Genomic DNA, 25,240 nt, shown 5'->3' on the forward strand with positions numbered 1-25,240 from the left:
CGGACATATGGATGCAAGCGATCCGATCAGACCCTGAAAAAAACTCTTGTGGCACGGGGGCCGTCCACATATGGGTCCCGGCCCCTTACGCGCAATCGCGCGCTAGGCCGGGACGACGATGAATTTAGACCCGCGCCTCACATCGCCGACAGCAGTCTGTCGCCGCAATAATTTGCCGAAAATTTTCCGCCACACTGCCGCTTGATCGCGGCGCAGCGGGCTGCGGGGGAGGCGTTGGCGGGAACGCTGAAGGCGCAGCTCAGGCCGTCGGCGCTGCGGCCGATCTTGCCACCGGTGGCGAAGGCAGCACTTGAGGCGCTGATGCAGCATACCAGCAGTGCGGCGGCGGCAATCTCGATGATCAATCTCATGCGCAAACCTCCCTGAACCAAGCCTCCCGAATTATCGCGCGATATCGCGGCCTTGCTACGGGTCTATATCATCAAAGCGGCAGACGCAGATGGTGGTAAATCGGCCCGGTATTTGCATAAAAACCATGCATGCATTGCACAACGAGACCTGTAGCGGGTTTCGATCCCGATGCAAGACGCGTATCATTTCGAAGAGGTGCTTCGGGTTTGGGGCACTTCAGGTTCACGAGACTTCAGTTCAAGGGATCGAGCGTTTGTCAGATCAAACTCCCCCGGTACATTTCCCGGCGCTCGGCGAGCCCATCGATGAGTTGGCGCTGGCCGAGATCAAGGGCGCGATCCTGGCCAAGCTGCGGCTGGCGATCGGCAAGGACGCCGGCATGGCCACCCGGCACGACTGGTACAAGGCGGCAGCATTGGCGCTGCGCGACCGCATCGTGCACCACTGGCTCACCGCGGAGAAGAAGAGCTACGACGCCGGGCGCAAGCGCGTCTATTACCTCAGCCTGGAATTCCTGATCGGTCGTCTCTTCACCGATGCGCTCAACAATATGGGCCTGTTGCCGGTGTTCGAGGCCGCATTGGGCGATCTCGGCGTGGCGTTGTCGGACTTGCGCAAATGCGAGCCGGATGCGGCGCTCGGCAATGGCGGCCTGGGGCGGCTCGCCGCCTGCTTCATGGAGAGCATGGCGACCTTGGCGATCCCCGCCATCGGCTATGGCATCCGGTACGATTTCGGGCTGTTCCGCCAGATCATCGCGCAAGGCTGGCAGCACGAATATCCCGACGAATGGCTCGGCTTCGGCAACCCCTGGGAATTCCAGCGGCCGGCCGTGATCCACCACATCCATTTCGGCGGCGGCGTCGAACGCGTCACCGACGCCAAGGGCCGCGAGCGCGTGATCTGGCATCCGGCGGAAACCATCCAGGCGGTCGCCTATGACACACCGATCGTGGGCTGGCGCGGCCAGCACGTCAACGCCTTGCGGCTGTGGTCGGCGCGCTCGCCCGACCCGCTCAAGCTCGACGTGTTCAACACCGGCGACTATCTCGGCGCCGTCGCCGAGGAAGCCCGCGCCGAATCGATCTGCAAATTCCTCTACCCGAACGACGAAAGCCCGGCCGGACGCGAGCTGCGGCTGCGCCAGGAATATTTCTTCGTCTCGGCCTCGCTGCAGGACCTGGTCGATCGCCATCTGGCCTCGGACGGACAATTGCGCAGCCTGGCGACCAAGGCCGCGGTGCAGCTCAACGATACCCATCCGAGCCTCGCCGTCACCGAGCTGATGCGCATCCTGGTCGACCTGCATAATTTTCGCTGGGACGAGGCCTGGCAGATCACGGTGGCGACGCTGTCCTACACCAACCACACGCTGCTGCCGGAAGCGCTCGAGACCTGGCCGATCGAATTGTTCGAGCGCCTGCTGCCGCGGCACCTCGACATCATCTACCGCATCAATGTCGCGCATCTGGCGCTGGCGGAACAACACTGTCCCGGCGACATCGATTTCCGCGCCTCGGTCTCGCTGATCGACGAGAGGTCGGGGCGCAAGGTGCGGATGGGACAGCTCGCCTTTGTCGGGTCGCACCGCATCAACGGGGTTTCGGCGATGCATTCCGACCTGATGAAAGAGACGGTGTTTCACGACCTCAATCATCTCTACCCCGGCCGCATCACCAACAAGACCAACGGCATCACCTTCCGCCGCTGGCTGACGCTGGCCAATCCGAAGCTGACCGACCTGTTGCGCCAGACCTGCGGCGAGGCGGTGCTCGACGACCCCTCGCAGCTTTCGCTGCTCGAAGCGCGCGCCAGCGACGCTGTGTTCCAGCAGCAATTCCGCGCCGTCAAATATCACAACAAGATCGCGCTGGCGCGGCTGATCGGCGAGCGCCTCAACGTACGGGTCGATCCGGCGGCGCTGTTCGATGTCCAGATCAAGCGCATCCACGAATACAAGCGCCAATTGCTCAACATCATCGAAGCGGTGGCGCTGTACCAGGCGATCCGCGACGAGCCGCAGCGCGACTGGGTGCCGCGGGTGAAAATCTTCGCCGGCAAGGCGGCGGCGAGCTACCGCTATGCCAAGCTGATCATCAAGCTGATCAACGACGTCGCCGAAATCGTCAACAACGATCCAGTGGTCGCCGGGCGCCTGAAGATCGTGTTCCTCGCCGACTACAATGTCAGCCTCGCCGAAATCATCATCCCGGCCGCCGACATCTCCGAACAGATCTCGACCGCGGGCATGGAAGCCTCCGGCACCGGCAACATGAAGCTCGCGCTCAACGGCGCGCTCACCATCGGCACGCTCGACGGCGCCAATATCGAGATCCGCGATCACGTCGGCGCCGAAAACATCGCAATCTTCGGCATGGAAGCGATGGACGTGGTGGTTCGGCGCAAACAAGGCCTGGACGCGACCGACGTGATCCGGCGCTCGCCGCAGCTTTCGCGCGCCATCAACGCGATCGGCGGCGGCGAGTTTTCGCCCGACGATCCCGGCCGGTTCGAATCGATCGCGCACGCGCTGCGCTATCTCGACCACTACATGGTCAGTGCGGATTTCGATTCCTATTACGAGGCGCAGCGCGGCATCGACGCGCGCTGGCAGGTGGTACCGGCATGGACCCGGGCCAGCATTCTCAATGTGGCGCGGATGGCCTGGTTCTCGTCGGACCGCACCATCCGCGAATATGCCGAGGAGATCTGGAACGTGCCGGTGAACGGGACACAGCCCGCAGCCTTGCACGAGCCCACCGCGCAGCGCGGGACGCGGTGAAATCATAATCCGTCATTGCGAGGAGCGAAGCGACGAAGCAATCCAGTTCCTGCTTGCAGCCCCTGGATTGCTTCGCTTCGCTCGCAATGACGACTAACGCCCATGCCCCCCGGAACCTCCGATGCTGACGAAAGCTCCACATCTGTTCGACGACGCCACCCGGATCACCGCTGGCGATTCCAGTTGGCAGGGCAGCGCGGGCGAGGATTACTGGGCGTTCGTCGGCCAGTTCGGAGGTGCTACCGCCGCCGCCATCCTGCGGGCGCTGATCGATCACCCGCAACGCGCAGGCGACCCGCTGGCCCTCACCGTCAATTACTGCGCGCCGGTCGTGCAAGGCGCATTCGACCTCGACATTCGGCTGGTCAAGGCCAACCGCTCCTCGCAGCATTGGTCGGTCGAGATGACGCAAGGCAGCGCCGGCGTCGTGACCTTGGCGACCGCCGTATTCGCCGAACGCCGTCCGTCGTGGTCGCATCAGCCGGCTACGCTTCCGCAGGCGAGCCCCTTTGAACAAACGCTGCCCTATCCCTCAAAAATCGCAGCGTCGTGGGTGAAGCAATACGACTTCCGCTTTGTCGAGGGCGAGCCGAAATTCGGCTCCTCGTCGCCGGCCCCGCAGGGCAGCGCACAGTCCAAATTGTGGATCGGCGACCGCACGCCGCGCAAGATCGACGCGCTGTCACTGATGTCGATGTCGGATGCGTTCTTTGCCCGCATCTTCCACGTCCGAAGCGAACTGGTGCCGTTCGGCACGGTCTCGCTGACGACTTATTTCCACACCGATCTGGAAAGCCTCGCCGCGGAGGACATCACCCGCGTCCTCGCGGTCGCCGACGCCAAGATCTTCCATCGGAGCTATGGCGACCAGAACGGCGAATTATGGTCGCCGGGCGGACGCCTGCTGGCAACCACGACGCAGATCGCGTATTTCAAGGCGTAAAGCCGGTTCATACAAATGCCTGACGCCGACACAAACAATAATCCCACGATCGCCTTGCTCGGCGTCCCCATCGAGATCGGGGCGTCGCAGGCCGGCACCTTGATGGGACCTGCGGCGCTGCGCACCGCGGGGATCGCGCGGGTGCTCGAGCAACTGGGCCTGACCGTCGAAGACCATGGCGATCTGGCCACGCCCGGCAAAGCCGCCACCCAGGTTTCACCTAGCGATCCATCGCCCGCGAACGCGAAATATTATGACGAGATCAAAGCCTGGGTTCGCGCACTGAGCGAGCGCGCCTTTCAGATCGCGGGCAGCGGTGCGATCCCGATCTTCATGGGCGGCGATCACAGCCTGTCGATGGGATCGGTCAACGGCGTCGCGCGCTACTGGCAGCAGCAGCAACGGCCGCTATTCGTGCTGTGGGTCGATGCCCATGCCGACTACAACACGCCGGCGACCACCATCACCGGCAACATGCACGGCATGTCGGCGGCGTTCCTGTGCGGCGAGCCCGGCCTCGATGGGCTGCTCGGCGACCAGCCGCGGGCTTCGATCACGCCCGATCAACTCGATTTGTTCGGGGTCCGCTCGATCGACCCTCTGGAAAAGAACCTGGTGCGCGATCGCCGCGTTGCGATCGCCGACATGCGCGCGATCGATGAGTTCGGCGTCGGCGTGTTGATCCGAAAGGTGATCGAACGGGTCAAGGCCCGCAACGGCGTCCTGCATGTCAGCTTCGACGTCGACTTCCTGGACCCCGCGGTAGCACCCGGGGTTGGCACCACGGTGCCGGGCGGCGCGACCTATCGCGAGGCCCATCTCATCATGGAGCTGTTGCACGATTCAGGCCTGGTGCGATCGGCTGATATCGTCGAACTCAATCCGTTCCTCGACGAACGCGGCCGCACCGCGCGGGTCGCGGTCGAACTGATCGGCAGCCTGTTCGGCGACCAGATCACCGACCGGCCGACGCCCAGCAACGCGATATTGCCGGACGAGGGGTGAAGGCCCATTGGGCCGCGCGACCCGCGCATTTCATAGTTTCTGCGACAGGCCGACATAATAACCGCGGCGCGCGCCGAACTGCGGCGCGAACACGCCGATGCCGCTGCCGTCGCGGAGCTCGTAGGTCTTGTCGAACAGATTGACGACATCTAACCGCACCGTCAGCGGCTTGGCCCCGGGCAAGGCTTGAATCTCGCGCGCGACGCCGAGATTGAACGTGGTGTAGGGCTCGTCGAACGAAGAGTTGGCGAAACCCGTCGGCAGCCCGCTGCCATACTTCATGTTGACGGAGAACAGCATCTGGTTCCAGCGGTAGGCCGCACCCGCCGAGCCCGTCCACATCTGCATGTCGTCGGTGTAGTGATAATTGTTGAGGAGAAAAGCGAATTCATCGCTGTCGAGAAGATACTGGTTCGAAACCGGATCGGTCGCCCTGGTGATGTTGAAGGCGATATTGGCATAGGCGCTGAAGTTGCCGTTCTGGTATTTGACCTTGGCTTCCGCGCCCTCGCTATAGGCATGGGCCCAGTTGAACTGGGTGAGGACGACGGCCTGGCCGAACTGGCCGTCGTCGATCAGATCGGTGGCGATCTTGTAGTAGGCATCGAAGCCGATTGTCAGGCCCGGAATCACCGTCTGGTCGATGCCGGCGTCGAAATAATGCGAACGCTCCGGGAGCACCGGATCGTTATTGGTCTGGTCCGGCTGGTTGGTGGTGTTGGCAAACAGCGCGAGGTTCGATTGCGTCGCCTGCGCCTGCATCGGCGGCGTGAAGTAACGGGCGTAACCGATATGGAGGGTGGTGCCGTCGAACGGCTTGTACACGAATGCCGCGCGCGGACTGAACTGGTTGGCGTCGACGAACTGATACAATTGATCGAAGCGAATGCCGTAATTGAAGGTCAGCTGATTGGTCAGCTTCCACTCATCCTGCACATAGGTGCCGATGTTCCAGCCCAGCAATTTGTTGGTGTCGGAAACGGTGAACGGAGCTCCCGTGGGGTTACCACTGTCGGGATCGACATTGAATACGGTCGATATGTTGGAAACGTCGGTCTTCTCCGCGGTCACCATGAAACCGAACCGCAACGTGTGCGCGCTGTTCACATCGTACGACGCGTCGAATTGCGTCCCGTACATCTGGCTGGCGCGGGTGACATCGGAGGCAACACCATTGAAGATGAGGTCGTTGGTCACGTCGGGAATGAAATGAACGTTGGCATAGCGGGAGAACACCGAGATTTGGCTGTCGATCAGTTCGCCATGCGATTGAAGCGCGACGATATTGTAATAGTACTGATCGATTTCTCGCTCGTTGAGGTTTGACGAATTTGCAGTATTTGCGAGATTGCTCAGGGTGGTCAAACCGAGACCATTGGGCAAAATGCCGTTGGAATCCGGGAATACCGGCTGATTGGGATTGTTCGGTATCTGGAACGCGCTGTAGGAGGCTCCCGAAATCACGCTCACCCGCTGTGTGTCGTTGATGGCGGTCGACACGTAGGCAAAGAACTTGCCCTGATCGGTGTGATCGTGGATCGCATTGATCGACGAGGTCGGATTTTCGATCCCGAGGTTATTCCAGTTGCCGCGGCCGGAGAAAAAATACTGCGTGCCGCCAACGCCACCGCCATAGTCGAAACTCGGCGTAATCGTTCCCTGGCTGCCGCCATAAATACTGACGCTGCCGCCGGGCGTGGAAAAGCTTCGGCTGGTGATATCGAGGATGCCCGCGGTGCGGCCACCATACTGGGCCGGCAACGTGCCCGTCAGCAGCGACAGGCTGCCAATGAAATTGGTGTCGATCACGGGACCGAGACCCGACACGCCTTCCGGAAGCACAAAGCCATCGATCCGGGTCTGGACGTTGGCGTATTCGCCGCGAACGTGGAAGTTTGGATTGGAGGCGGCCGAATCGTAGTTCACGCCGGGGAATTGCAGAACCAGTTTGTCGACCGGGGTATTATCACCCTGCGGCGCGGCCTCGATCGCGGCACGGTCGATCGTGTAGGACGACGCGCCCAATTTGGGCAGCATATGATCCCGCGACTGATCGAAGCCCTGCATCTTTCGATCCAGCGCCGCCTCAGCCGGCGTGGGAGCGCCCGCCCCGGCCACCGGCGCCTCCTGCACAGGCTGGTTGGTGCGGCCGACGCCACGACTTGCGACCGCGCGTTTTGAAACGACACGTTTGGCGACCTCACGCTTGGGCTTTTTTCCGGGATCGGCGATCACGACCGGCGGCAGGTCGCTCGTAGCATCGGCTTGCGCCATCGCGGCGTGCGGATTCACGAGATATAGCAAACCCGCCACGATCATTGGCGTGAGAACGGCCGCCGAGCTTTGATACGGCCTGCTGCTGCGTCGGTGATGGTTGAATGGCAACGCTGTCGTCGCCGCGCGGGAGACGATCAGCTCCGAACAAGGGCGACAATCGCCGGATGCAATTTTTACGACAGAGATAGCGTCAAACGCCGACATAGGTCCCCCAAACCGCGGAGATCGAATTCTCCGACAGCATGAGAACCAACGCGGAGGCGCGGTATTCCGTCGCACTTCAAAAGCACGACTGGAATCGATCTAATCAAAATTTAGAATGAATATAATTCTTAGTTGAAGCCAAGCCGCGATCGACGATTCAGCCGCTTAGTAAACGCGCAGGATGACCTGCAAAGAAAAAGGGCGGCTCGCAGAGCCGCCCTTTTTCCTATTTCGTCATTCCGCCGCGAGCTTGACGTCCGGCGCGGCGGCGCGGACATCGGCATCGACGTGGCTTTCGAACTTGGCAAAGTTCTTCTGGAACATGCCGACCAGCGCGCGCGCGGTCTTGTCGAACTCGGCCTTGTCGGCCCAGGTCTTGACCGGATCGAGAATTTCGGCCGGCACGCCCGGCAGCGCGGTCGGCACCGCGAAGCCGAAATATTTGTCGGTGCGGAATTCCACGTTACGCAGCGAACCGTCGAGCGCCGCCGACAGCAATGCCCGTGTCACCTTGATCGGCATGCGCTTGCCGGTGCCGTATTTGCCGCCGGTCCAGCCGGTGTTGACCAGCCAGCAATCGACGTTGTGCTTGGCGATCAGGTCGCGCAGCAGGTTGCCGTACACGCTGGGATCGCGCGGCAGGAACGGCGAACCGAAGCAGGTCGAGAATTCCGGCTCGGGATCGTTGCCGAGGCCGCGCTCGGTGCCCGCCACCTTGGCGGTGTAGCCGGACAGGAAGTGGTACATCGCCTGCGCCGGCGTCAGCTTGGCAATCGGCGGCATCACGCCGAAGGCGTCGGCGGCCAGCATCACCAGATTCTTCGGATGTCCGGCGCGGCCGGAACGCGAGGCGTTGGGAATGAAATCGAGCGGATAGGCCGAACGGGTGTTTTCGGTCTTCGAGCCATCGTCGAAATCAGGTGTGCGGGTGTGCTTGTCCAGCACCACGTTTTCCAGCACCGCGCCGAAACGCTTGCTGGCGGCGTAAATCTCCGGCTCGGCTTCCGCGGAGAGCTTGATGCATTTGGCGTAGCAGCCGCCTTCGAAGTTGAAGATGCCGTCCTCACCCCAGCCGTGCTCATCGTCGCCGATCAGCGTGCGTTTGGGATCGGCCGAGAGCGTGGTCTTGCCGGTGCCGGACAGGCCGAAGAAAATCGCGGAATCGCCGTTGGGCCCGACATTGGCCGAGCAATGCATCGACATCACGCGCTTTTCGGGCAGGTAATAATTCAGCGTCGTGAACACCGACTTCTTCATCTCGCCGGCATAATAAGACCCGCCGATCAGGACGATCTTGCGGGCGAAATCGATTGCGACAACGTTCTCGGATTTGCAGCCGTGACGTTTGGGATCGGCCTTGAAGCTCGGCAGATCGATGATGGTGAGCTCGGGCACGAAGCTCGCAAGTTCCGACGCCTCGGGGCGGATCAAGAGCGTGCGGATGAACAGCGAATGCCAGGCAAGCTCGGTGAAGACGCGGGTCTTGATCCGATGGGTCGGATCGGCGCCGCCATAGAGATCCTGCGCGAATAGTTCCATGCCTTCGGCATGTTTCAGGAAATCGGCATGGAGCGTCGAGAACTGCTCCGAGGTGATCGACTGATTGCCGGCCCACCACATATTCTTGTCGGTGGTGGCGTCGCGAACGGTGAACTTGTCCTTTGGGCTGCGGCCGGTGAACTCGCCGGTATCGGCGCACAGCGCGCCATCGGCCGAAAGCACGGCTTCGCCGGCTCGCACCGAATACTCGGTGAGCTGCGGCGCGCCTAAATTCCAATTGACGCCCTTGAGATTCTTTAAGCCGAATTTGTCGGCACCGAAGGCACCGTTATGCACGCCCGTCTCTTGCACGTAGAACCTCCTCGAACCCGCGTATCTCGATCGCGCGAATGCAGCTAGACGCGCTCCTGTCGCGGTGATCATCGATCAATATAGCCTCCCGGCTACGGTCCGGCGACCTAATACTGATGAACGCCGTCCTTGCCAAGCCGATCCCTCGAGTTTTGGTTTATTGCAGCGCAGCCCGGATATGCCGCAGAAATGCTTGCTGCGGTGCCCGGCGTACGCATCTACCGGGCCGCGCGACACTCCGTCACGCCCGGGTAACTTTGCTGCTGTGCACAATCGAATCCCTTAGAGCGGGATGACTTATCTTCGAATCGTCATCCCGCTCTAGTCTATTGTTTGAGCATGATCTTTTCGGAAAACCGGTTTCCACTTTTCCGGATCATGCTCTAACGCGCCGCGCCTTCGCCGATCAGCGCAAATGGCCCCCATAATGCCGGATAGGCATTCCGCGGCGACGATTTGTCGTTGAGATAGCCAAGCATGGCCTGACGCACCGCTTCGGTGCGGCCCATTTTCGGATCGGCCTTGAGGCGATCGAACGTGGACGTTGCAAGCCGCGTCGCCGCTTCCGAACTGACCGCCCAATGCGATACCAACAGCGCCCGCGCACCCGCATAAAAGAAAGAGCGCGCCAGGCCTGAAAGGGCTTCAGCACCAGGCTTGTCGCCCGCGATCGTATTGCAGGCCGACAGCACGACCCAATCGGCATTGAGTTTTAGCTGCGCCACTTCACTCGACGTCAGCAGGCCATCATCGAGTTCCGAAGGATGTTCCGGCATACTGAGCGCCAGCGACGGTTCGGCCAGCCCTTTCACGTCACCGGCGACGAGGCCATGGGTAGCAAAATAAATGATGCTGTAATCGGCCAGCGGCGCATGCTTGACGGTGGTTTCGCTGGCGTCGGCACCGAGATGGATGTCGGAGGCGGCGACCCCGAGATCCCTCGCGACCGCTTTCAACTCGTCGGCCGTATCAGGCAGTTGCGGCAATGCTTGCGCTAGCATGGCGCGATCGACGCCTGCGCCTTGCCAGAAATCGGTGTAGGCAGCCGACGTCGCACTACGGGTGGCGGACTTCGTATCCGGTGTGGTCGCGGCACGTTGATCGCCGGTCCCGCCCGGCGCTGGATTAAACAGGGGATCGCCAAAGCCGATCATCGGCTTGATGCCCTGATCCTTGCGCGAAAACGCCCGCAGGGCCTTCAGGCTCGCCACCGACGGCAGCACCGATACCGACTGGCGCTTGAGCAGCCAGGCCGCCTCGCGATAACCGTCAAAGGTTTCCGGAATCGCGGCCGGCGGCTTTTCCGTCACCAGCAGATAGAATGGCAGCGCTGTCAGTGCTCCCGAGGGCACCACCAGAAGCCCGCGCTTGTCTTTGACCAAGGCTTCAACCGGGCCCAGCAGCGCCGCATAAAGTTCATTGGCGAGCGTCAGATCGAATAGTCCGGCACGGCCGGACGGATCGCCTTTGCCGATTTTGTTGAGATCAAGCCCGCGACGGAACGCAGCGACCTTCTGCGACATGGCTTCCGCGCCAAGCGGCAACCGCCGCCACGCGAAGCCATCCCGGGTCATCGCCAGAACATAGCTCTCGCTGTCGATCACAGCGAACAGCACCAGGGCTTCGTCAGGCGACAACAGCGACTGCGCTTCCTTGACCGTCATCGGCAACGGGTTGGACAGCGCCGCGAAATCGGGGAACTCGGCTGCCAGGGTTTTCTGCAGGCCAGCGCGTTCGGTTGCGATGGTAGCGAGCCTAGTTCGGCTGCGCTGCTCGGCGGCAGCATCGCGCTTCGCCGCGCCTTGCGAGACCGCCGATACGATCGCCTTGTCCAGCGCCTCGGCTTCCGCGGCGAGATCCTGATCCCTGCGAACCAGTTCGGCGAGGCGATCGGTGCCGGCGGCGAGCCGAACCGCCAGCTTGTTGACCGCGGATGCGGCTGAAGATTGGGTCCCGCGCTGGATCGCATTCAAGGCATCGTCCGACGCCTTCTCGACCGAGACCAACTGCCACGCGTACGCGTCGAACAATACCGGAAGCGCCACGCGCAGCTGCGCGCGTCCGCTGGCGATCGTCTGTTGCACCAGCGGCAAGGCCTCAATGGTTCGTTTCTGGCCCTGATAAAACGAAGCCAGATTGTTCTGCGAGGTCGCGACATCGGGATGATCGGGTCCCAGCGCACGCTGACGGATCGCGAGCGCCCGCTGATATAGCGGTTCGGCCTCGGCCGGGCGGCCGACGCGCTCATCGAGTTCAGCGAGATTGTTCAGCGATCGCGCGACATCGGGATGATCGGGGCCGAGCGCCTTCTCGCGGATCGCGAGCGAGCGCTTGATCAGCGGTTCGGCATCGCCAGCACGTCCCTCGACCTTGTAAACCTGGCCGAGATTGTTGAGCAGCGTCGCCACTGCCGGATGATCCGGGCCTGCCGCCTTCTGGTAGATCGCCAGCGCCTGCTTGAACAACGGCTCGGCGTCAGCATGGCGGCCCTGTCTTTCGTAGAGCGTCGCCAGATTATTCAGGGATTGCCCGACATCGGGATGGGCCTGCCCGAGCGCCTTTTCGCGGATCGCCAGCGCGCGCTTGAACAAGGGCTCTGCCTCGACGTAGCGGCCCTGCCGTTCATACAACGCTGCGAGATTGTTCAGTTCCGGCGCGATCCCGACGCGATCGAGGCCATCGGTTTTTTCCAGGATCGAGAGCGCGCGCTTGTAGAGCGATTCGGCGTCGCCGTCCTGACCCTGGTTGCCATAGAGCAGCGCCAGATTGTTCAGCGCGCCCGCGAGGTCGCGATTGACCGGGCCAGAGGACTTCTCGAGGTCTGCGACCTGGCGTTGCGCCAACGGGATGGCTTCGGAATATTTTCCGGCGCGGCCGAGTTCGCTGATCCGGGCGCTGAGCGCGGCGGTGTCGCTCTTCTGCGCGAAAGACGAAGTGCCGAGACAGGCGTTCGTGATCAGCGCCAGCCCTGTCATCAGAGCCAACCGATTGCCGGATGTCATGCGGGGTTCGTCTCACATTCGACGGCGCGGAGGGCGCTACCTGGATCGTGAGATGGGTCGCGTGAACCTTCGCGTCCGTTCAATGTTCCGGCCTGGTCGACAGCCGGTCGGGACGCGCTTCGCGAGCGTTAGCTCAAAACCTGGCGCGCCTCGCCCACCAGCCGGACCAGCATCTTGCGCAGTTCGTTGCCGTTGGTGACGCGCTCCGGAAAATCCAGCCGCAGGGTCTTGTCACCCGCTTGCATGTCGATCCCGTCAGGGTCGCACCCGGTGCAATGCCAATCCGCGGGCGCCGCCCCGAGCAACTTTGTCGCGTACAGATTCATGGCCTCGCGGTGATCTTCATTCATATGCTCGACGGCGCCCTGCTCGGCCTCCAGCAGCGCGGCCGCATCGGAAAGTTCGGTAAGGAACTGCGCTGGCTGGAGATCCACGATCCGACCGAACCCAGCCACCAGATGGGCGCCCAGGGGACGAATCCGAAAGAACGAAAAATCCTTAAATTCAACAAAGGCTTGCGCCGACGGATGGGCGTTGAGGTAGCGCCGGCGCAGCGCGGCCGCGTCTTCCGACCCTGCAGGTTCCGCACGGCCCGCCAGCATGATCCGGGCGCCCTCCAGCGGGTCGCCCGCGGCCCGCTCATCCAGCATCAGCGAGACCCTGGCATCGCCGAGGATGTTTTTGGTGTGCAGCGCCAGCTGCGAAATCAACAGAATCGGCGAGCCGTCGGCGTGGCTTGCGACATTGACCAGCGAACAATACGGGTCGCCGCTGCCGGCCATCAGGGTCGCCAGGGCCCCCTGCCGGCTGCGCCGGAGCAGGGATCGGGCCAGTTTGACAGGGTTAAAGTCGGTTGGGGGCTGCATCGATCACTTCTCGGTATCTCATTGCAAAACGAGCCCTTTTTGAGCTAAACTAGTGTACATTGAGCTGGAAGTGCCGGACGGTTTCCGGCGTTTGTGGAACTCGGTCACACTTCAGCCCAGCTTGCATTGCTCGTAGACCGTGTTCGAAGCCACTGATGCGGCGCATCGCTGGATAGCTCGCCGTTCCGGCCACACCGTTTTTTCGAAAGCAGGCTCATGCCCACAATCGCCTTGGTCGATGACGACCGTAACATTCTGACATCGGTCTCGATCGCTCTCGAAGCCGAAGGCTATCGTATCATGACTTATACGGATGGCGCTTCCGCACTCGATGGTTTTCGCACCAGCCAACCCGATCTCGCCATCCTCGATATCAAGATGCCGCGCATGGACGGCATGGAGACGCTGCGGCGGTTGCGACAGAAGTCGGATCTGCCGGTGATCTTCCTGACCTCCAAGGACGAGGAAATCGATGAATTGTTCGGCCTCAAGATGGGCGCCGACGATTTCATCCGCAAGCCGTTCTCGCAACGCCTGCTGGTCGAGCGCGTCAAGGCCGTGCTGCGCCGCGCCGCGCCGAAAGATCCGACCGCGGCACCCAAGGAGACCGACGCCAAGGCGCTGGACCGCGGGTTGTTGCGCATGGATCCCGAGCGTCACACCTGCACGTGGAAGAACGAAGCCGTGACCTTGACGGTGACGGAATTCTTGATCCTGCAGGCGCTGGCCACCCGGCCCGGCGTGGTGAAAAGCCGCAACGCGCTGATGGATGCGGCCTATGACGATCAAGTTTATGTCGACGATCGCACCATCGACAGCCACATCAAGCGGCTGCGCAAGAAGTTCAAGGTCGTGGACGACGATTTCGAGATGATCGAAACCCTGTACGGTGTCGGCTACCGCTTCAAGGAAACCTGATCTTGCAAGAAACCTGACGGCTTGCGCGCGCAGGCCGCGCGCATTGCCGGCTGACGCCGCGGTCCGTCTCGGATAGGATGCGCGGCAAGATGCGAGGCGCCAGGCGCGCCGCGGGGACGTTTCGAAACAACCGGCAGTTCAGCCATTGCTCGATCGAACGCTGTCTGATCCAAATTTGAATGACGAGGACGCAGCCGCGTCGCTCGCCGCGGATCCGGCTGCCGTTGACGCCCCGCGCCCCCGGGGCTTGCAAATGCTGTTGGGCTGGCTCGGCCGCGTCGGTCAGTTTTTCCTGGCGCTGTCGTTTTCCAGTCTGACCCGCCGCATCGTATCGCTCAATCTCGCCGGCCTCGTCGCGCTGGTGGCGTGCATTCTCTACCTCTCGCAATTCCGCGCCGGCCTGATCGACGCCCGGGCGCAAAGCCTGCAGGTATCCGCCGAGATCATCGCGGGCGCGATCGCGGCGTCCGCGACCGTCGACACCAACACCATCACGATCGATCCCGACCGGCTATCCGACCTGAAGACCGGCGAAACCTACGGCGCTCCGGACGAATATTCCGGGCTGGATTTTCCGATCAATCCGGAGCGGGTGGCGCCGGTCTTGCGGCGGCTGGTGTCGCCGACCAATACCCGCGCCCGAATCTATGACCGCGATGGCGGGATGATCCTCGATAGCCGCAGCCTGTACGGCAAGGGCGACGTGTTTCGCTTCGAGCTGCCGGCGTTGCCGGAAGAGCGGCCGGGCCTTCTCGAACGCAGCATGATCGCGATCCGGACCTGGCTCAATCGCGGCGACCTGCCGATCTACCGCGATCTCGGATTGGAAAACGGCAAGGGCTATCACGAGGTCGCCGAGGCACTCGATGGCCAGAAGGGCAGCCAGGTCCGCATCAACGAGCGCGGCGAGGTGATCGTCTCGGTCGCGGTGCCGGTGCAGCGCTTCCGCGAAGTCTATGGCGCGCTGATGCTGTCGACCCAGGGCGGCGACATCGATGCGATGGTCACCGCGGAGCGGCTCGCGATCCTGAAAGTCGGCGGCGTCGCCGCGGCGGTCATGATCGTGCTGTCATTGCTGTTGGCGAGCACCATCGCCGGACCGGTACGCCGGCTCGCCGACAGCGCCGAGCGGGTTCGCCGCCGTATCCGTACCCGTGTCGAGATTCCCGATTTCACCCGCCGCCGCGACGAAATCGGCCATCTCTCCGGCGCGCTCCGCGACATGACGGACGCGTTGTATAATCGCATCGAGGCGATCGAGATGTTCGCCGCCGATGTCGCCCATGAATTGAAGAACCCGCTGACGTCGCTGCGCTCCGCGGTGGAGACGCTGCCGCTGGCGCGCAACGAGAACAGCCGATCGCGCCTGCTCGCGGTAATCGAGCATGACGTCAAACGGCTCGACCGGCTGATCACGGACATTTCGGATGCCAGCCGGCTCGACGCCGAACTGCAGCGGCAGGATATGGCGCCGGTCGACGTTCGACGCCTGCTCGGCACCCTGACGACGGTCGCCAACGAAACCAAGCTCGGCCACGATGTCGGCGTCCAGATCCGCTTCGAAGGGCGCAGTCCCGGCGATACCTTCTCGGTGCCCGGCCATGATTCGCGGCTCGGGCAGGTGATCTCCAATTTGCTGGTCAACGCCCAGTCGTTTTCCAATGCCGGCGGCAAGGTGCGCATCGTCTGCCGCCGCGTCAGAGCGGAAATCGAAATCGTCGTCGACGACGACGGGCCAGGTATCCGCGAGGATGCGTTGGAGCGGATCTTCGAGCGCTTTTACACCGACCGGCCGCATCAGGGCTTTGGGCAGAATTCCGGACTGGGACTTTCGATCTCGAAACAGATCATCGAAGCCCATGGCGGCCGCATCTGGGCGGAAAATCGCGCCGGCCCCGCCGATCCCGATGGCGAGGCCACGGTGGCCGGCGCACGCTTTGTGGTCCGGCTGCCGGCGCCATGACGGACGCCGGCGCAGCCAGCGTCCACGCATCCGCGGTGCTGGTGGGTGATTGCGCGGTCCTGATTCGCGGGCCGTCGGGGGCCGGCAAATCGCGGCTGGCGTTCGAACTCATCCTGGCCGGGCGTTCGGGGCAGATCCCCGCCGCGGTACTGGTCGGCGACGACCGCGTTCATCTCCTCGCCTGCGACGGACAATTGCTGGTCCAGCCCGTGCCGCAGCTGGCCGGCCTGATCGAGATTCGCGGGCTCGGCATCCGCCGCTGCGACTTCACCGCGCAGGCCATCGTCGGCCTGGTGGTCGACCTGGCGGCCGTCGATGCCGAGCGCCTGCCAGCGCCGGACGCGCTCCAAATCAGCATTAAAGGTGTCAAGATACCACGAATACCGGTTGGATCGGGCTTAACAGCGCTGCCACTGATTGCGGCGGCATTGACGACAACCGAAGGTACCCCGACCTCCTCGCTTTCGACCGATTGCGTGAAGGGAATTAGTAACCATATCAGGCCCAGTATCGCGACCGAATGACCGGCGCAGCCTCCCCTTGCAAGGCCAATTTCCGGGAGAAACGCAAAGATCCCCTCTTGCGCGGGGGCTCTGGATGGTCAAAGTGGCGCGTTCGTGCGGTGCACCAAAAAGCACCCACGAGGAGTTTCCGATGATTGGTCTAGTGCTTGTGACCCATGGGCGCCTTGCCGACGAGTTCAAGGCGGCGCTCGAACACGTCATGGGTCCGCAAAAACAAATTGAAGCTGTCACGATCGGGGCCGAAGACGACTCCGATTTGTGTCGAAGCGATATTATTGAGGCGGTCAACCGCGTCGATAGTGGTGATGGCGTCGCGATCCTGACCGACATGTTCGGCGGCACGCCGTCGAACCTTGCGATCTCCTGTATGAGCCGTCCGAAAGTGGAAGTGCTCGCAGGCATCAATCTTCCGATGCTGGTGAAGCTTGCCAAGGTTCGCGAAGAGCGCTCGCTTCCCGACGCCATTTCGATGGCCCAGGAAGCCGGACGCAAATACGTCACCATCGCCAGCCGCGTGCTCGCCGGCAAATGAGCGAGGACGACGCGCCGCCCGAAAATAATGCCGGGCCAATTGTCCCGCCGGATGCGCTGTCTCGAGAACTCCCCATCATCAACAAGCGCGGCCTTCACGCGCGCGCTTCGGCAAAATTCGTTCAGATGGTCGAACGCTTCAAAGCCGAGGTCTGGGTCACCCGCGGTAATGAGACGGTCGGCGGCACCTCGATCATGGGATTGATGATGCTGTCGGCGGGACCGGGGACATCGATCACGGTCTCCGTGGCCGGCCCTGAAGCCGAAGCGGCGCTCGCCGCGATCACCCAACTGGTGGCCGACAAATTCCACGAAGAAAATATGTGACCGGCGCGGTCGCCGGCGCAAGAGCTGGCGACGCCACACCTGACCGCTAGAGACTTTTATTTTGACGCGTTTTCTTCAAGCGAACCGGTGTCCACTTCGCTGGAAAACGCTCTATTTTCCCGGCGGCACGATATAGACTTTCCAGGTGGTCGACGGGCCGGAATGGCCGTGGAAGAATCGCTGCGTCATCATCACGAGATTCTCGGCGCCGGCGGCATTCGCCTCCATCCAAGCTTCGCAGGTCTTGATCCGGTAATCCGACCTATCGCAGATGCCGATGAAGCCGAGCCGCCTCGCCTCCTCGAGCGAGGTCAATCCCGACGACCAGGTCTCGCCCGGCGTGTACGGCAATGGATGATCCGGACTGTAGAACGTCATCGGCTCGCCGATCTCGGTGGTGCCGGCGACGATGGGCCAGCGCGAGCCGAAGCGCTCGTGCCAGGTCTGGGTCAGCTCGCGGGCAAGCTCGGAACGGGCGCTATAGCCTGACGCGCCGTTGGGATTATCGGCGATTTCAAGCGCCGCGATCCGGGGCGCCGCCGCCAGCGTTGCGAGCGTGATCACAAGCCAGGTCGCGGCCAGGTAAAACACTGCGATCTTCGGAATGCGCAGCGAAGGGATCGCCACCAGCGCCAGCGGCGTCAGAAAAAACAGCGATATCCCCCAGTCGGTCTTCAAATAGACGATGAAGGCGAGCGCGCCGAGCGCCGGCCCGATCGCGACCACGATCTGGATGATCCAGACATTGAGGGCCTGCGAAATATTGACGGCCTGGTTCGGTCCCCGCGACCAGGTCCGCGTCACCAGTGACGACGGTTGACGCTTGAAACTTGTCCACCACCCCGGCGTCAGGACCAGCAGCAGCGCCGCCAGCGCGATCGGGGCTGCGAGCAGCGCCAGATTGTGAGCGACATAGCCGATGACAAGCTGAAGGCATTGCGCCCGGTCGGTCAGCGAATAGATGTCGCCGGCATAGGACAGCGGTGCGAAGTCGACCTGTTTCAGCCACCATAGATGCGGCAGCATCGCCACCACCAGCGTGCCGATCGCGACCCACGGCGCCGGCGAACGCAGGAACAGCCATCGGTCCGGATGCATCAGCGCGGCGATGCCGACCGCGCCGATCATGGTCAGCACCCAGTATTTCGTCATCAGCGCCAGCGCGCCGGCAAGCCCGAGCCACAGCCCGGCGCGCACGGTGCGCTTTTCGAACGCCTGCAGATAGGCCAGCACCACCAGCGGCAGCGTCACCAACTGCAGCAGGTCCGGATTGTATTTAAAGCCCTTGAAATTGAAGATCGGATAGAGCGCCAGCATCAGCACCACGAAAAACGCGCGGCGCCGATCGACCACGCGCAGCGCAATGAACCACGAGATCACGAGGCCGGTAGAGACGGTTGCCATCGCCAGCGCGTAAGTGGCCCAGTTGGCGACCGGAAAGACCTGAAACCAGAGGCCCGCAACCCATCCCGACAACGGCGGATGCTTGCCGTAACCAAGCTGGAATTTCTGCCCCCAGGCATAGGCCTCGGCGACATCGAAATGAATGTCCTGCGCCGCCTTGAGCTGGATCAGGATCAACGTCCACAGCATCGCATGCAGGAGCGCGAAACCGACCACCAGCCACGGGCCCGCCTTGCGGCTCGACGCCGAGGCGGTGAGCAAGGCCGCCAATCGCCGGACACTGGGCCTGCGGCGCGCACGCGACGTCGCGGGTAAAATGGATGCAGTCGACATGGCCTGTGCGTAGCGTGTTTTGGCGCCAAGTGGAATCAGCTTGCCGTGAAGATGGGCAACAACAACTCTAATTCAACCTCGCTGAATCAGGCCATCTCCGGGCAAACGCGAAAGCGTCTGTTCCGAGCGGGAATCCGCCGCCACCTGATCGGGATATGGCCCTAAAAAGCCGCATTCCGGTTGCCGCAGCGGGGTGCGAATGCTATCCCGCGCCCATGACAACTGCCCCTATTTCCAACATCCGCAACTTCTCCATCGTCGCCCATATCGACCATGGCAAATCGACCTTGGCGGATCGCCTGATCCAGATGACCGGCGGCCTGACCGATCGCGAAATGGCGGGCAAGGAGCAGGTGCTCGATTCGATGGATATCGAGCGCGAGCGTGGCATCACCATCAAGGCGCAGACCGTCCGGCTCAAATATCACGCCAAGGACGGCAAGGATTACATCTTCAATCTGATGGACACGCCGGGCCATGTCGACTTCGCCTACGAAGTCTCGCGCTCGCTGGCGGCCTGTGAGGGCTCCCTGCTGGTGGTCGATGCCAGCCAGGGCGTCGAGGCGCAGACGCTCGCCAACGTCTATCACGCGCTCGACGCCGGCCATGAGATCGTCCCGGTGCTCAACAAGGTCGATCTTCCAGCCGCCGAACCCGAGCAGGTCAGGCAGCAGATCGAGGACGTGATCGGCATCGACGCCTCCGAAGCCGTGATGATCTCGGCCAAGACCGGCCTCGGCGTGCCCGACGTGCTGGAGGCCATCGTCACCCGCCTGCCGCCGCCGAAGGGCGACCGCAACGCGACCCTGAAGGCGCTGCTGGTCGATAGCTGGTACGACGTCTATCTCGGCGTGGTGGTGCTCATTCGCGTGGTCGACGGCACGATCAAGAAGGGCGACCGCATTCGCATGATGGGCACCGGCGCCGCCTACGATATCGAGCGGGTCGGCTTCTTTACGCCGAAGATGACGCAGGTTGACGAGCTCGGCGCCGGCGAGATCGGCTTCATCAACGCCGCGATCAAGGAAGTGGCCGATACCCGCGTCGGCGACACCATCACCGACGACCGCAAGCCGGTCACCGAAATGCTGCCCGGCTTCAAGCCGGCGATCCCGGTGGTGTTCTGCGGCCTGTTCCCGGTCGATGCCGACGATTTCGAGACGCTGCGCGCGGCGATGGGCAAACTGCGGCTCAACGACGCCAGCTTCTCGTTCGAGATGGAAACCTCCGCCGCACTCGGCTTCGGCTTCCGCTGCGGCTTCCTCGGACTGTTGCACCTGGAGATCATCCAGGAACGGCTGTCTCGCGAGTTCGATCTCAATTTGATCGCGACCGCGCCGTCGGTGATCTACAAAATGAGCCTCACCGACGGACAGGTGATCGAGATTCACAATCCGATCGACATGCCCGACGTGGTGAAGATCGCCGAAATCCAGGAACCCTGGATCGAGGCCACCATTCTCACCCCCGACGAATATCTCGGCAGCGTCTTGAAGCTGTGCCAGGACCGCCGCGGCTCGCAGAAGGAACTGACCTATGTCGGCTCCCGCGCGATGGTGAAATACGATTTGCCGCTCAACGAGGTGGTGTTCGATTTCTACGACCGTCTGAAGTCGGTCTCCAAGGGCTATGCCTCGTTCGACTATCATTTGACCGACTACAAGCCGGCCGACCTCGTCAAGATGCAGATCCTGGTCAACAACGAGCCGGTCGACGCGCTGTCGATGCTGGTACACCGCCAGCGCGCCGAAGGCCGCGGCCGCGCCATGGTCGAGAAGATGAAGGAGCTGATCCCGCCGCACATGTTCCAGATTCCGATCCAGGCGGCGATCGGCGGCAAGGTGATCGCGCGCGAGACCGTGCGCGCGCTGCGCAAGGACGTCACCGCCAAGTGTTATGGCGGCGACATCACGCGCAAACGCAAGCTTCTGGAGAAGCAGAAGGAAGGCAAGAAGAAGATGCGGCAGTTCGGCAAGGTCGACATCCCGCAGGAAGCTTTTATTGCCGCGCTGAAGGTCGATAGCTGAGCTCTTGGCTCCGTCCTTCCGGGATGCGCGCAGCGCAGACCCGGAATGCCTGCGGAAATGCCGGCCGGCCCCTCATCATGCGTAAATCTTAAGGAGTTTCTGGGACTTTCCCGCAGTCCTCTTTCTCGCGGAATTTCGGCATCCCATGTTCAAGCTTCGATCGATCGGCGCCCGGCTCGTTCTGGCGATTTCCCTGACCGTCGCCGCGGCCTGCGCCATTCTCGGCACCTTTTCGATGATGCAGCAGCGCGCGCTGACCCGGCTGGCGCTCGAGCAGCAGCTCAAACTGCAATATGACAGCGTGATCGCCGCGCTCGACTACGAGGGGCGGGCCGCGCTCGCGGTCAGCGCCACCATCGCGAGCCTGCCCGCAACGGGCGATGCCCTCGCCAACGGCGACCGCGACAAGCTCGACGCGCTGCTGCACGGAACATCGGCGGCGCTGAAGGCGCAAGGAATCCCGCTGATCAGTTTCCACGCCCCGCCTGCCATCGCCTTCTTCCGCGCTCATGATCCGAAGACGTTCGGCGACGACATCTCGTCGCGCCGCGCCACGGTGGTGGAGTCGAACAGGACCGGCAAACCGATCGTCGGCGTCGAGCCGGGACGGGATTCGCTGAGCATTTTCGCCATGACGCCGGTCATGCGCGACGGCAAGAGCCTGGCGGTGGTCGATATCGGCGTGCCCTTCGGCAAGGAATTCGTAGACCGCGCCAAGCAGCGCTTCGGCGTCGATCTTGCCGTGCACTGGCTCGAAGGAGGCACCTTCAAGACACTGGCATCGACCTTCGGCGAGCGTGTGATCGCGACGCAGGACGAGATGAAAAGTGCGTTCAATGGCGCAGCATTGCAGCGCGACGCCAGCCTGGACGGTCATCCGGCCGCGCTTTATCTCAGCCAGATCAAGAACTATGCCGGCCAGCCGGTCGCGGTACTTGAAGTCATCAAGGACACCACCGCCTATGAGACGGCCGCGGCCAGCTCGCAACACGATCTGATGATCGGCACCGTCATCATTCTGGCCGCCGCGGTTCTGCTGGCCTTCCTGCTCGGCCGCGGCCTGTCGCGGCCGCTGACCGCGATCACCGCCGTGATGAATCGGCTCTCCAGCGGCGATACCGACGTGAAAATTCCCGGCGGCGACCGCAAGGACGAACTCGGCAGCATGGCGGCGGCGGTCGATGTATTCCGTCGCAACATGATCGAGGCCAATTCGCTGCGCGACGCGCAGGAGGCCGCCAAACGGCAGACCGAGGTCGAAAAGAAAGCCTTGCAGCGCCAGATGGCCGACCGCTTCGAGGCCGACGTGAAGAGCGTGGTCTCGGCGGTGGCGCAGGCGACCAAGGATATGCAGCGCGTCGCCAGCGAGATCACCACCAGCGTCAACGGCACATCGCAACGCGCGGCCGCGGCCGCCGCCGCGTCAGACGAAGCGTCGGCCAGCGTCAACACCGTCGCCGCGGCCACCGAGGAACTGGCGTCGTCGGTTGCCGAGATCGGCCGCCAGGTCACCCATTCGAGCCAGGTCGCCGATGGCGCGGTGGTCAAGGCCGGGCAAACCACCGAGATGGTCGGCAGCCTCTCCGCCGCCGGCGAAAAGATCGGCGACGTGCTGCGTTTGATCGGCGCTATCGCCAGCCAGACCAACCTGCTGGCGCTCAACGCCACCATCGAGGCCGCCCGCGCCGGTGACGCCGGCCGGGGCTTTGCCGTAGTCGCCGCCGAGGTGAAGGAACTCGCCAGCCAGACCGCGAAGGCCACCGAGGAGATCGCCGGCCAGGTCAGCGCGATCCAGTCCGCCACCGGCACCTGCGTGATCGCGATCGGCGACATCAGCACCACGATCCGGGAAATCAGCGGCATCGCAACCACGATCGCGGCCGCCGTCGAGGAACAGGATTCGGCGACCCGTGAGATCGCGCGAAGCGTGCAGCAGGCCGCCGCCGGCACCGGCGAAGTCTCACTCAATGTCGCGGGCGCGAGCCAGGCCGCCGATCAGTCGCGCGCGCTGGCCGATAACGTGCTGGTCGCCTCCGGTGAACTCAGCCAGCACGCCGCGACGCTGTTCACCAGCGTCGATACGTTCCTGGCCGGGCTGCGCAACGCCGCATAGGCCCGCCCCGCGCCGTCCCGCCCATCTTGATCGGTGGCGGCGGATGGCCCACCATGGGTCTTCACTCAACAAGCACCCTGCCAAAGGGGCGAGGAAACCCATGAACAAGCTTCCCGGCTTCGGACTTATCGAGCGCGCGCGAGCGCTGGCGCCGCTGATTGCGCAAGAGGCCGACGAAATCGAACGGACCCGACGGCTGACGCCGCCGGTGGTCTCGGCCTTGATCGAGAACGGGCTGTACCGTTCGCTGCTGCCGCAGAGCCTCGGCGGCGCCGAGGCCCCGCTCGAGGTCTTCATGCGGATGCAGGAAGAAGTGGCGAAGGCCGACGCCTCCACGGCATGGTGCCTTGGCCAATGCAGCGTCTGCGCCATGACCGCGGCCTATCTCGACCCTGCGACGGCGCGCGAGATTTTCGGCGCGCCCGACAGCATTCTGGCCTGGGGTGCGGTTGCAGGCGAGGTGCAGGCGGTGCCCGGCGGCTACCGCGCCTATGGCCGCTGGAACTTCGCCAGCGGATCGCGTCAGGCCAACTGGCTCGGCGCCCATGTCCAGGTCGTCGAGGCCGATGGCAAGAAGCGGCTCAAGGCCGACGGCACGCCCGACATCATCACGATCCTGTTCCCGATCGCGAGCGCCACGATGTACGACGTCTGGGACGTGATCGGTCTTCGAGGCACCGGCACCGACTCCTATTCGGTCGACAATTTGTTCGTGCCGGAGCGCTTCGCGGCGCGGCGGGACGATCCGGCGGCGGTGCTTGAAAAAGGCCCGCTCTACCAGCTCACGACCCACATCACCTTTGGCATGGGCTTCGCCGCGGTCGCGCTCGGCGTCGCGCGCGCGACGCTCGATGCCGCGACCGATCTGGCGCGTGGCAAGACGCCCCAGGGCATCAAGGCGATGCGCGAGAACAATGCGGTGCAGGGCTTGATCGGCCGCTCCGAAGGCAATTGGCGCGCGGCGCGCGCCTATCTCTACGCGACGGCGGCCGAGGTGTGGGGTGACCTGACACGGACCGGGAAATATACCGAAGCGCATCGCGCCGCACTTCGGCTCGCCGCGACCTGGACCATTCATCAATCGGCCTCGGTGGTCGACACCGCCTATCACATGGCGGGCGCGACCGCCGTGTTCAGCGCGAACCCGTTCGAGCGCCGCTTCCGCGACATGCATGCGATCGCCCAGCAGATCCAGGCCCGCGATACCCACTATGAGGATGTCGGCCGCGCCATCCTGGCGACCGATCCCGGCGCCGGTACAGATGTCACGTGAGCCCGCGATGAGCCCGAACAAGACGAATTCCCCAAACAAGACGCGCTCGGGCTTTTCAGACCCGGCCGTCGAGGCCGCTTTCGACTCCTATCCAAAGCCGCTCAAGGCAAGATTGCTGGCGCTACGCCGGCTGATCTTCGACACCGCAAGGACCGTCGAGGGCGTCGGCCCGCTCCAGGAGACCCTCAAATGGGGGCAGCCGAGCTATCTCACGCCGACGACCAAGAGCGGCAGCACGATCCGGATCGACCGGATGAAATCGGCCAACCAATACGCGATTTACTTCCATTGCCAGACCAATCTGGTCGAGACCTTCCGCGAACTGTATCCGGCCGAACTGAGCTATGGCGGCAATCGAAGCATCATCCTGAACGCGGACGACGAGGTGCCCGAACCGGCGCTGCGCCACTGCGTGGCGTTAGCGCTGACCTATCATTTGAACAAGCGGAAGGGCGGCGGGACGCGATAGTTTCCACCGTCATTGCGAGCGAAGCGAAGCAATCCAGGACAACAAGCAAGAACTGG

18 protein-coding genes are annotated in these 25,240 nt (G+C 63.0%); 12 read left to right on the forward strand and 6 right to left on the reverse strand.

The genetic code is table 11. The features are described 5' to 3' along the window. Nucleotides 1–137: 137 nt before the first annotated feature. Nucleotides 138–371 (reverse strand): hypothetical protein, encoded by a 234-nt coding sequence (locus GSQ88_RS07280; RefSeq protein WP_174247949.1) that lies wholly within the window; start codon nucleotides 369–371, stop codon nucleotides 138–140. Between the two features lie 254 nt (nucleotides 372–625). Here GSQ88_RS07280 and GSQ88_RS07285 point away from each other — a divergent pair, with 254 nt between their 5' ends. From GSQ88_RS07285 to rocF, 3 genes are all read left to right on the forward strand, one after another. Then, nucleotides 626–3,154, forward strand: coding sequence for a glycogen/starch/alpha-glucan phosphorylase (locus GSQ88_RS07285; protein WP_246735112.1), 2,529 nt, complete (start codon nucleotides 626–628; stop codon nucleotides 3,152–3,154). Between the two features lie 121 nt (nucleotides 3,155–3,275). Continuing rightward, complete coding sequence (locus tag GSQ88_RS07290; protein ID WP_159006713.1) at nucleotides 3,276–4,097, forward strand: acyl-CoA thioesterase; 822 nt, start codon at nucleotides 3,276–3,278, stop codon at nucleotides 4,095–4,097. 15 nt (nucleotides 4,098–4,112) lie between these two features. After that, nucleotides 4,113–5,102 carry an arginase gene (rocF, locus tag GSQ88_RS07295; RefSeq protein WP_159006714.1) on the forward strand — a complete coding sequence of 330 codons (990 nt, stop codon included), beginning with the start codon at nucleotides 4,113–4,115 and terminating at the stop codon, nucleotides 5,100–5,102. A 30-nt stretch (nucleotides 5,103–5,132) separates the two neighbouring features. On the opposite strand, the gene GSQ88_RS07300 is transcribed toward rocF, so the two are convergent. The 4 genes from GSQ88_RS07300 to GSQ88_RS07315 all read right to left on the reverse strand — a co-directional run bounded on the left by GSQ88_RS07300 (nucleotide 5,133) and on the right by GSQ88_RS07315 (nucleotide 13,302). Next, nucleotides 5,133–7,376 (reverse strand): TonB-dependent receptor, encoded by a 2,244-nt coding sequence (locus GSQ88_RS07300; RefSeq protein ID WP_210253769.1) that lies wholly within the window; start codon nucleotides 7,374–7,376, stop codon nucleotides 5,133–5,135. Between the two features lie 441 nt (nucleotides 7,377–7,817). Beyond that, nucleotides 7,818–9,434 (reverse strand): phosphoenolpyruvate carboxykinase, encoded by a 1,617-nt coding sequence (locus tag GSQ88_RS07305; RefSeq protein WP_159006716.1) that lies wholly within the window; start codon nucleotides 9,432–9,434, stop codon nucleotides 7,818–7,820. 383 nt (nucleotides 9,435–9,817) lie between these two features. Further along, entirely contained in the window at nucleotides 9,818–12,436 is a 2,619-nt protein-coding gene (locus GSQ88_RS07310) for a CHAT domain-containing tetratricopeptide repeat protein (RefSeq protein WP_159006717.1), read from the reverse strand. Between the two features lie 128 nt (nucleotides 12,437–12,564). After that, nucleotides 12,565–13,302 (reverse strand): HugZ family pyridoxamine 5'-phosphate oxidase, encoded by a 738-nt coding sequence (locus GSQ88_RS07315; protein WP_159006718.1) that lies wholly within the window; start codon nucleotides 13,300–13,302, stop codon nucleotides 12,565–12,567. 216 nt (nucleotides 13,303–13,518) lie between these two features. Here GSQ88_RS07315 and GSQ88_RS07320 point away from each other — a divergent pair, with 216 nt between their 5' ends. The 5 genes from GSQ88_RS07320 (at nucleotide 13,519) to GSQ88_RS07340 (ending at nucleotide 17,565) form a co-directional block, all read left to right on the forward strand. Then, nucleotides 13,519–14,220 carry a response regulator transcription factor gene (locus GSQ88_RS07320; RefSeq protein ID WP_159006719.1) on the forward strand — a complete coding sequence of 234 codons (702 nt, stop codon included), beginning with the start codon at nucleotides 13,519–13,521 and terminating at the stop codon, nucleotides 14,218–14,220. A 145-nt stretch (nucleotides 14,221–14,365) separates the two neighbouring features. Continuing rightward, complete coding sequence (locus GSQ88_RS07325; protein ID WP_159006720.1) at nucleotides 14,366–16,183, forward strand: sensor histidine kinase; 1,818 nt, start codon at nucleotides 14,366–14,368, stop codon at nucleotides 16,181–16,183. Then, nucleotides 16,180–16,707: an HPr kinase/phosphorylase gene (locus GSQ88_RS07330; RefSeq protein ID WP_159006721.1), complete on the forward strand. Its 528-nt coding sequence runs from the start codon at nucleotides 16,180–16,182 to the stop codon at nucleotides 16,705–16,707. Before GSQ88_RS07325 ends, GSQ88_RS07330 begins: the two co-directional genes overlap by 4 nt. Before the next feature lie 130 nt (nucleotides 16,708–16,837). Continuing rightward, entirely contained in the window at nucleotides 16,838–17,239 is a 402-nt protein-coding gene (locus GSQ88_RS07335; protein ID WP_100385355.1) for a PTS sugar transporter subunit IIA, read from the forward strand. Then, the gene (locus GSQ88_RS07340; protein ID WP_159006722.1) at nucleotides 17,236–17,565 is read left to right on the forward strand and encodes an HPr family phosphocarrier protein; all 330 of its coding nucleotides are present in this window, start codon (nucleotides 17,236–17,238) and stop codon (nucleotides 17,563–17,565) included. Before GSQ88_RS07335 ends, GSQ88_RS07340 begins: the two co-directional genes overlap by 4 nt. Nucleotides 17,566–17,676: 111 nt before the next feature. On the opposite strand, the gene GSQ88_RS07345 is transcribed toward GSQ88_RS07340, so the two are convergent. Continuing rightward, a complete protein-coding gene (locus GSQ88_RS07345; RefSeq protein WP_159006723.1) occupies nucleotides 17,677–19,302 on the reverse strand; it encodes a glycosyltransferase family 39 protein in 1,626 nt (541 codons plus the stop codon). Between the two features lie 215 nt (nucleotides 19,303–19,517). Here GSQ88_RS07345 and lepA point away from each other — a divergent pair, with 215 nt between their 5' ends. From lepA to GSQ88_RS07365, 4 genes are all read left to right on the forward strand, one after another. Then, nucleotides 19,518–21,329 (forward strand): translation elongation factor 4, encoded by a 1,812-nt coding sequence (lepA, locus tag GSQ88_RS07350; RefSeq protein WP_159006724.1) that lies wholly within the window; start codon nucleotides 19,518–19,520, stop codon nucleotides 21,327–21,329. A gap of 145 nt (nucleotides 21,330–21,474) precedes the next feature. Then, nucleotides 21,475–23,442 carry a methyl-accepting chemotaxis protein gene (locus tag GSQ88_RS07355; RefSeq protein ID WP_159006725.1) on the forward strand — a complete coding sequence of 656 codons (1,968 nt, stop codon included), beginning with the start codon at nucleotides 21,475–21,477 and terminating at the stop codon, nucleotides 23,440–23,442. Between the two features lie 100 nt (nucleotides 23,443–23,542). Continuing rightward, the gene (locus GSQ88_RS07360) at nucleotides 23,543–24,715 is read left to right on the forward strand and encodes an acyl-CoA dehydrogenase family protein (protein WP_159006726.1); all 1,173 of its coding nucleotides are present in this window, start codon (nucleotides 23,543–23,545) and stop codon (nucleotides 24,713–24,715) included. Nucleotides 24,716–24,722: 7 nt separating this feature from the next. Continuing rightward, nucleotides 24,723–25,184 carry a DUF1801 domain-containing protein gene (locus GSQ88_RS07365; RefSeq protein WP_159006727.1) on the forward strand — a complete coding sequence of 154 codons (462 nt, stop codon included), beginning with the start codon at nucleotides 24,723–24,725 and terminating at the stop codon, nucleotides 25,182–25,184. Nucleotides 25,185–25,240 lie beyond the last annotated feature (56 nt).

Source organism: Bradyrhizobium sp. S69 (genome assembly GCF_009766005.1).
In the GTDB taxonomy this organism is placed as follows: Bacteria; Pseudomonadota; Alphaproteobacteria; order Rhizobiales; family Xanthobacteraceae; genus Bradyrhizobium.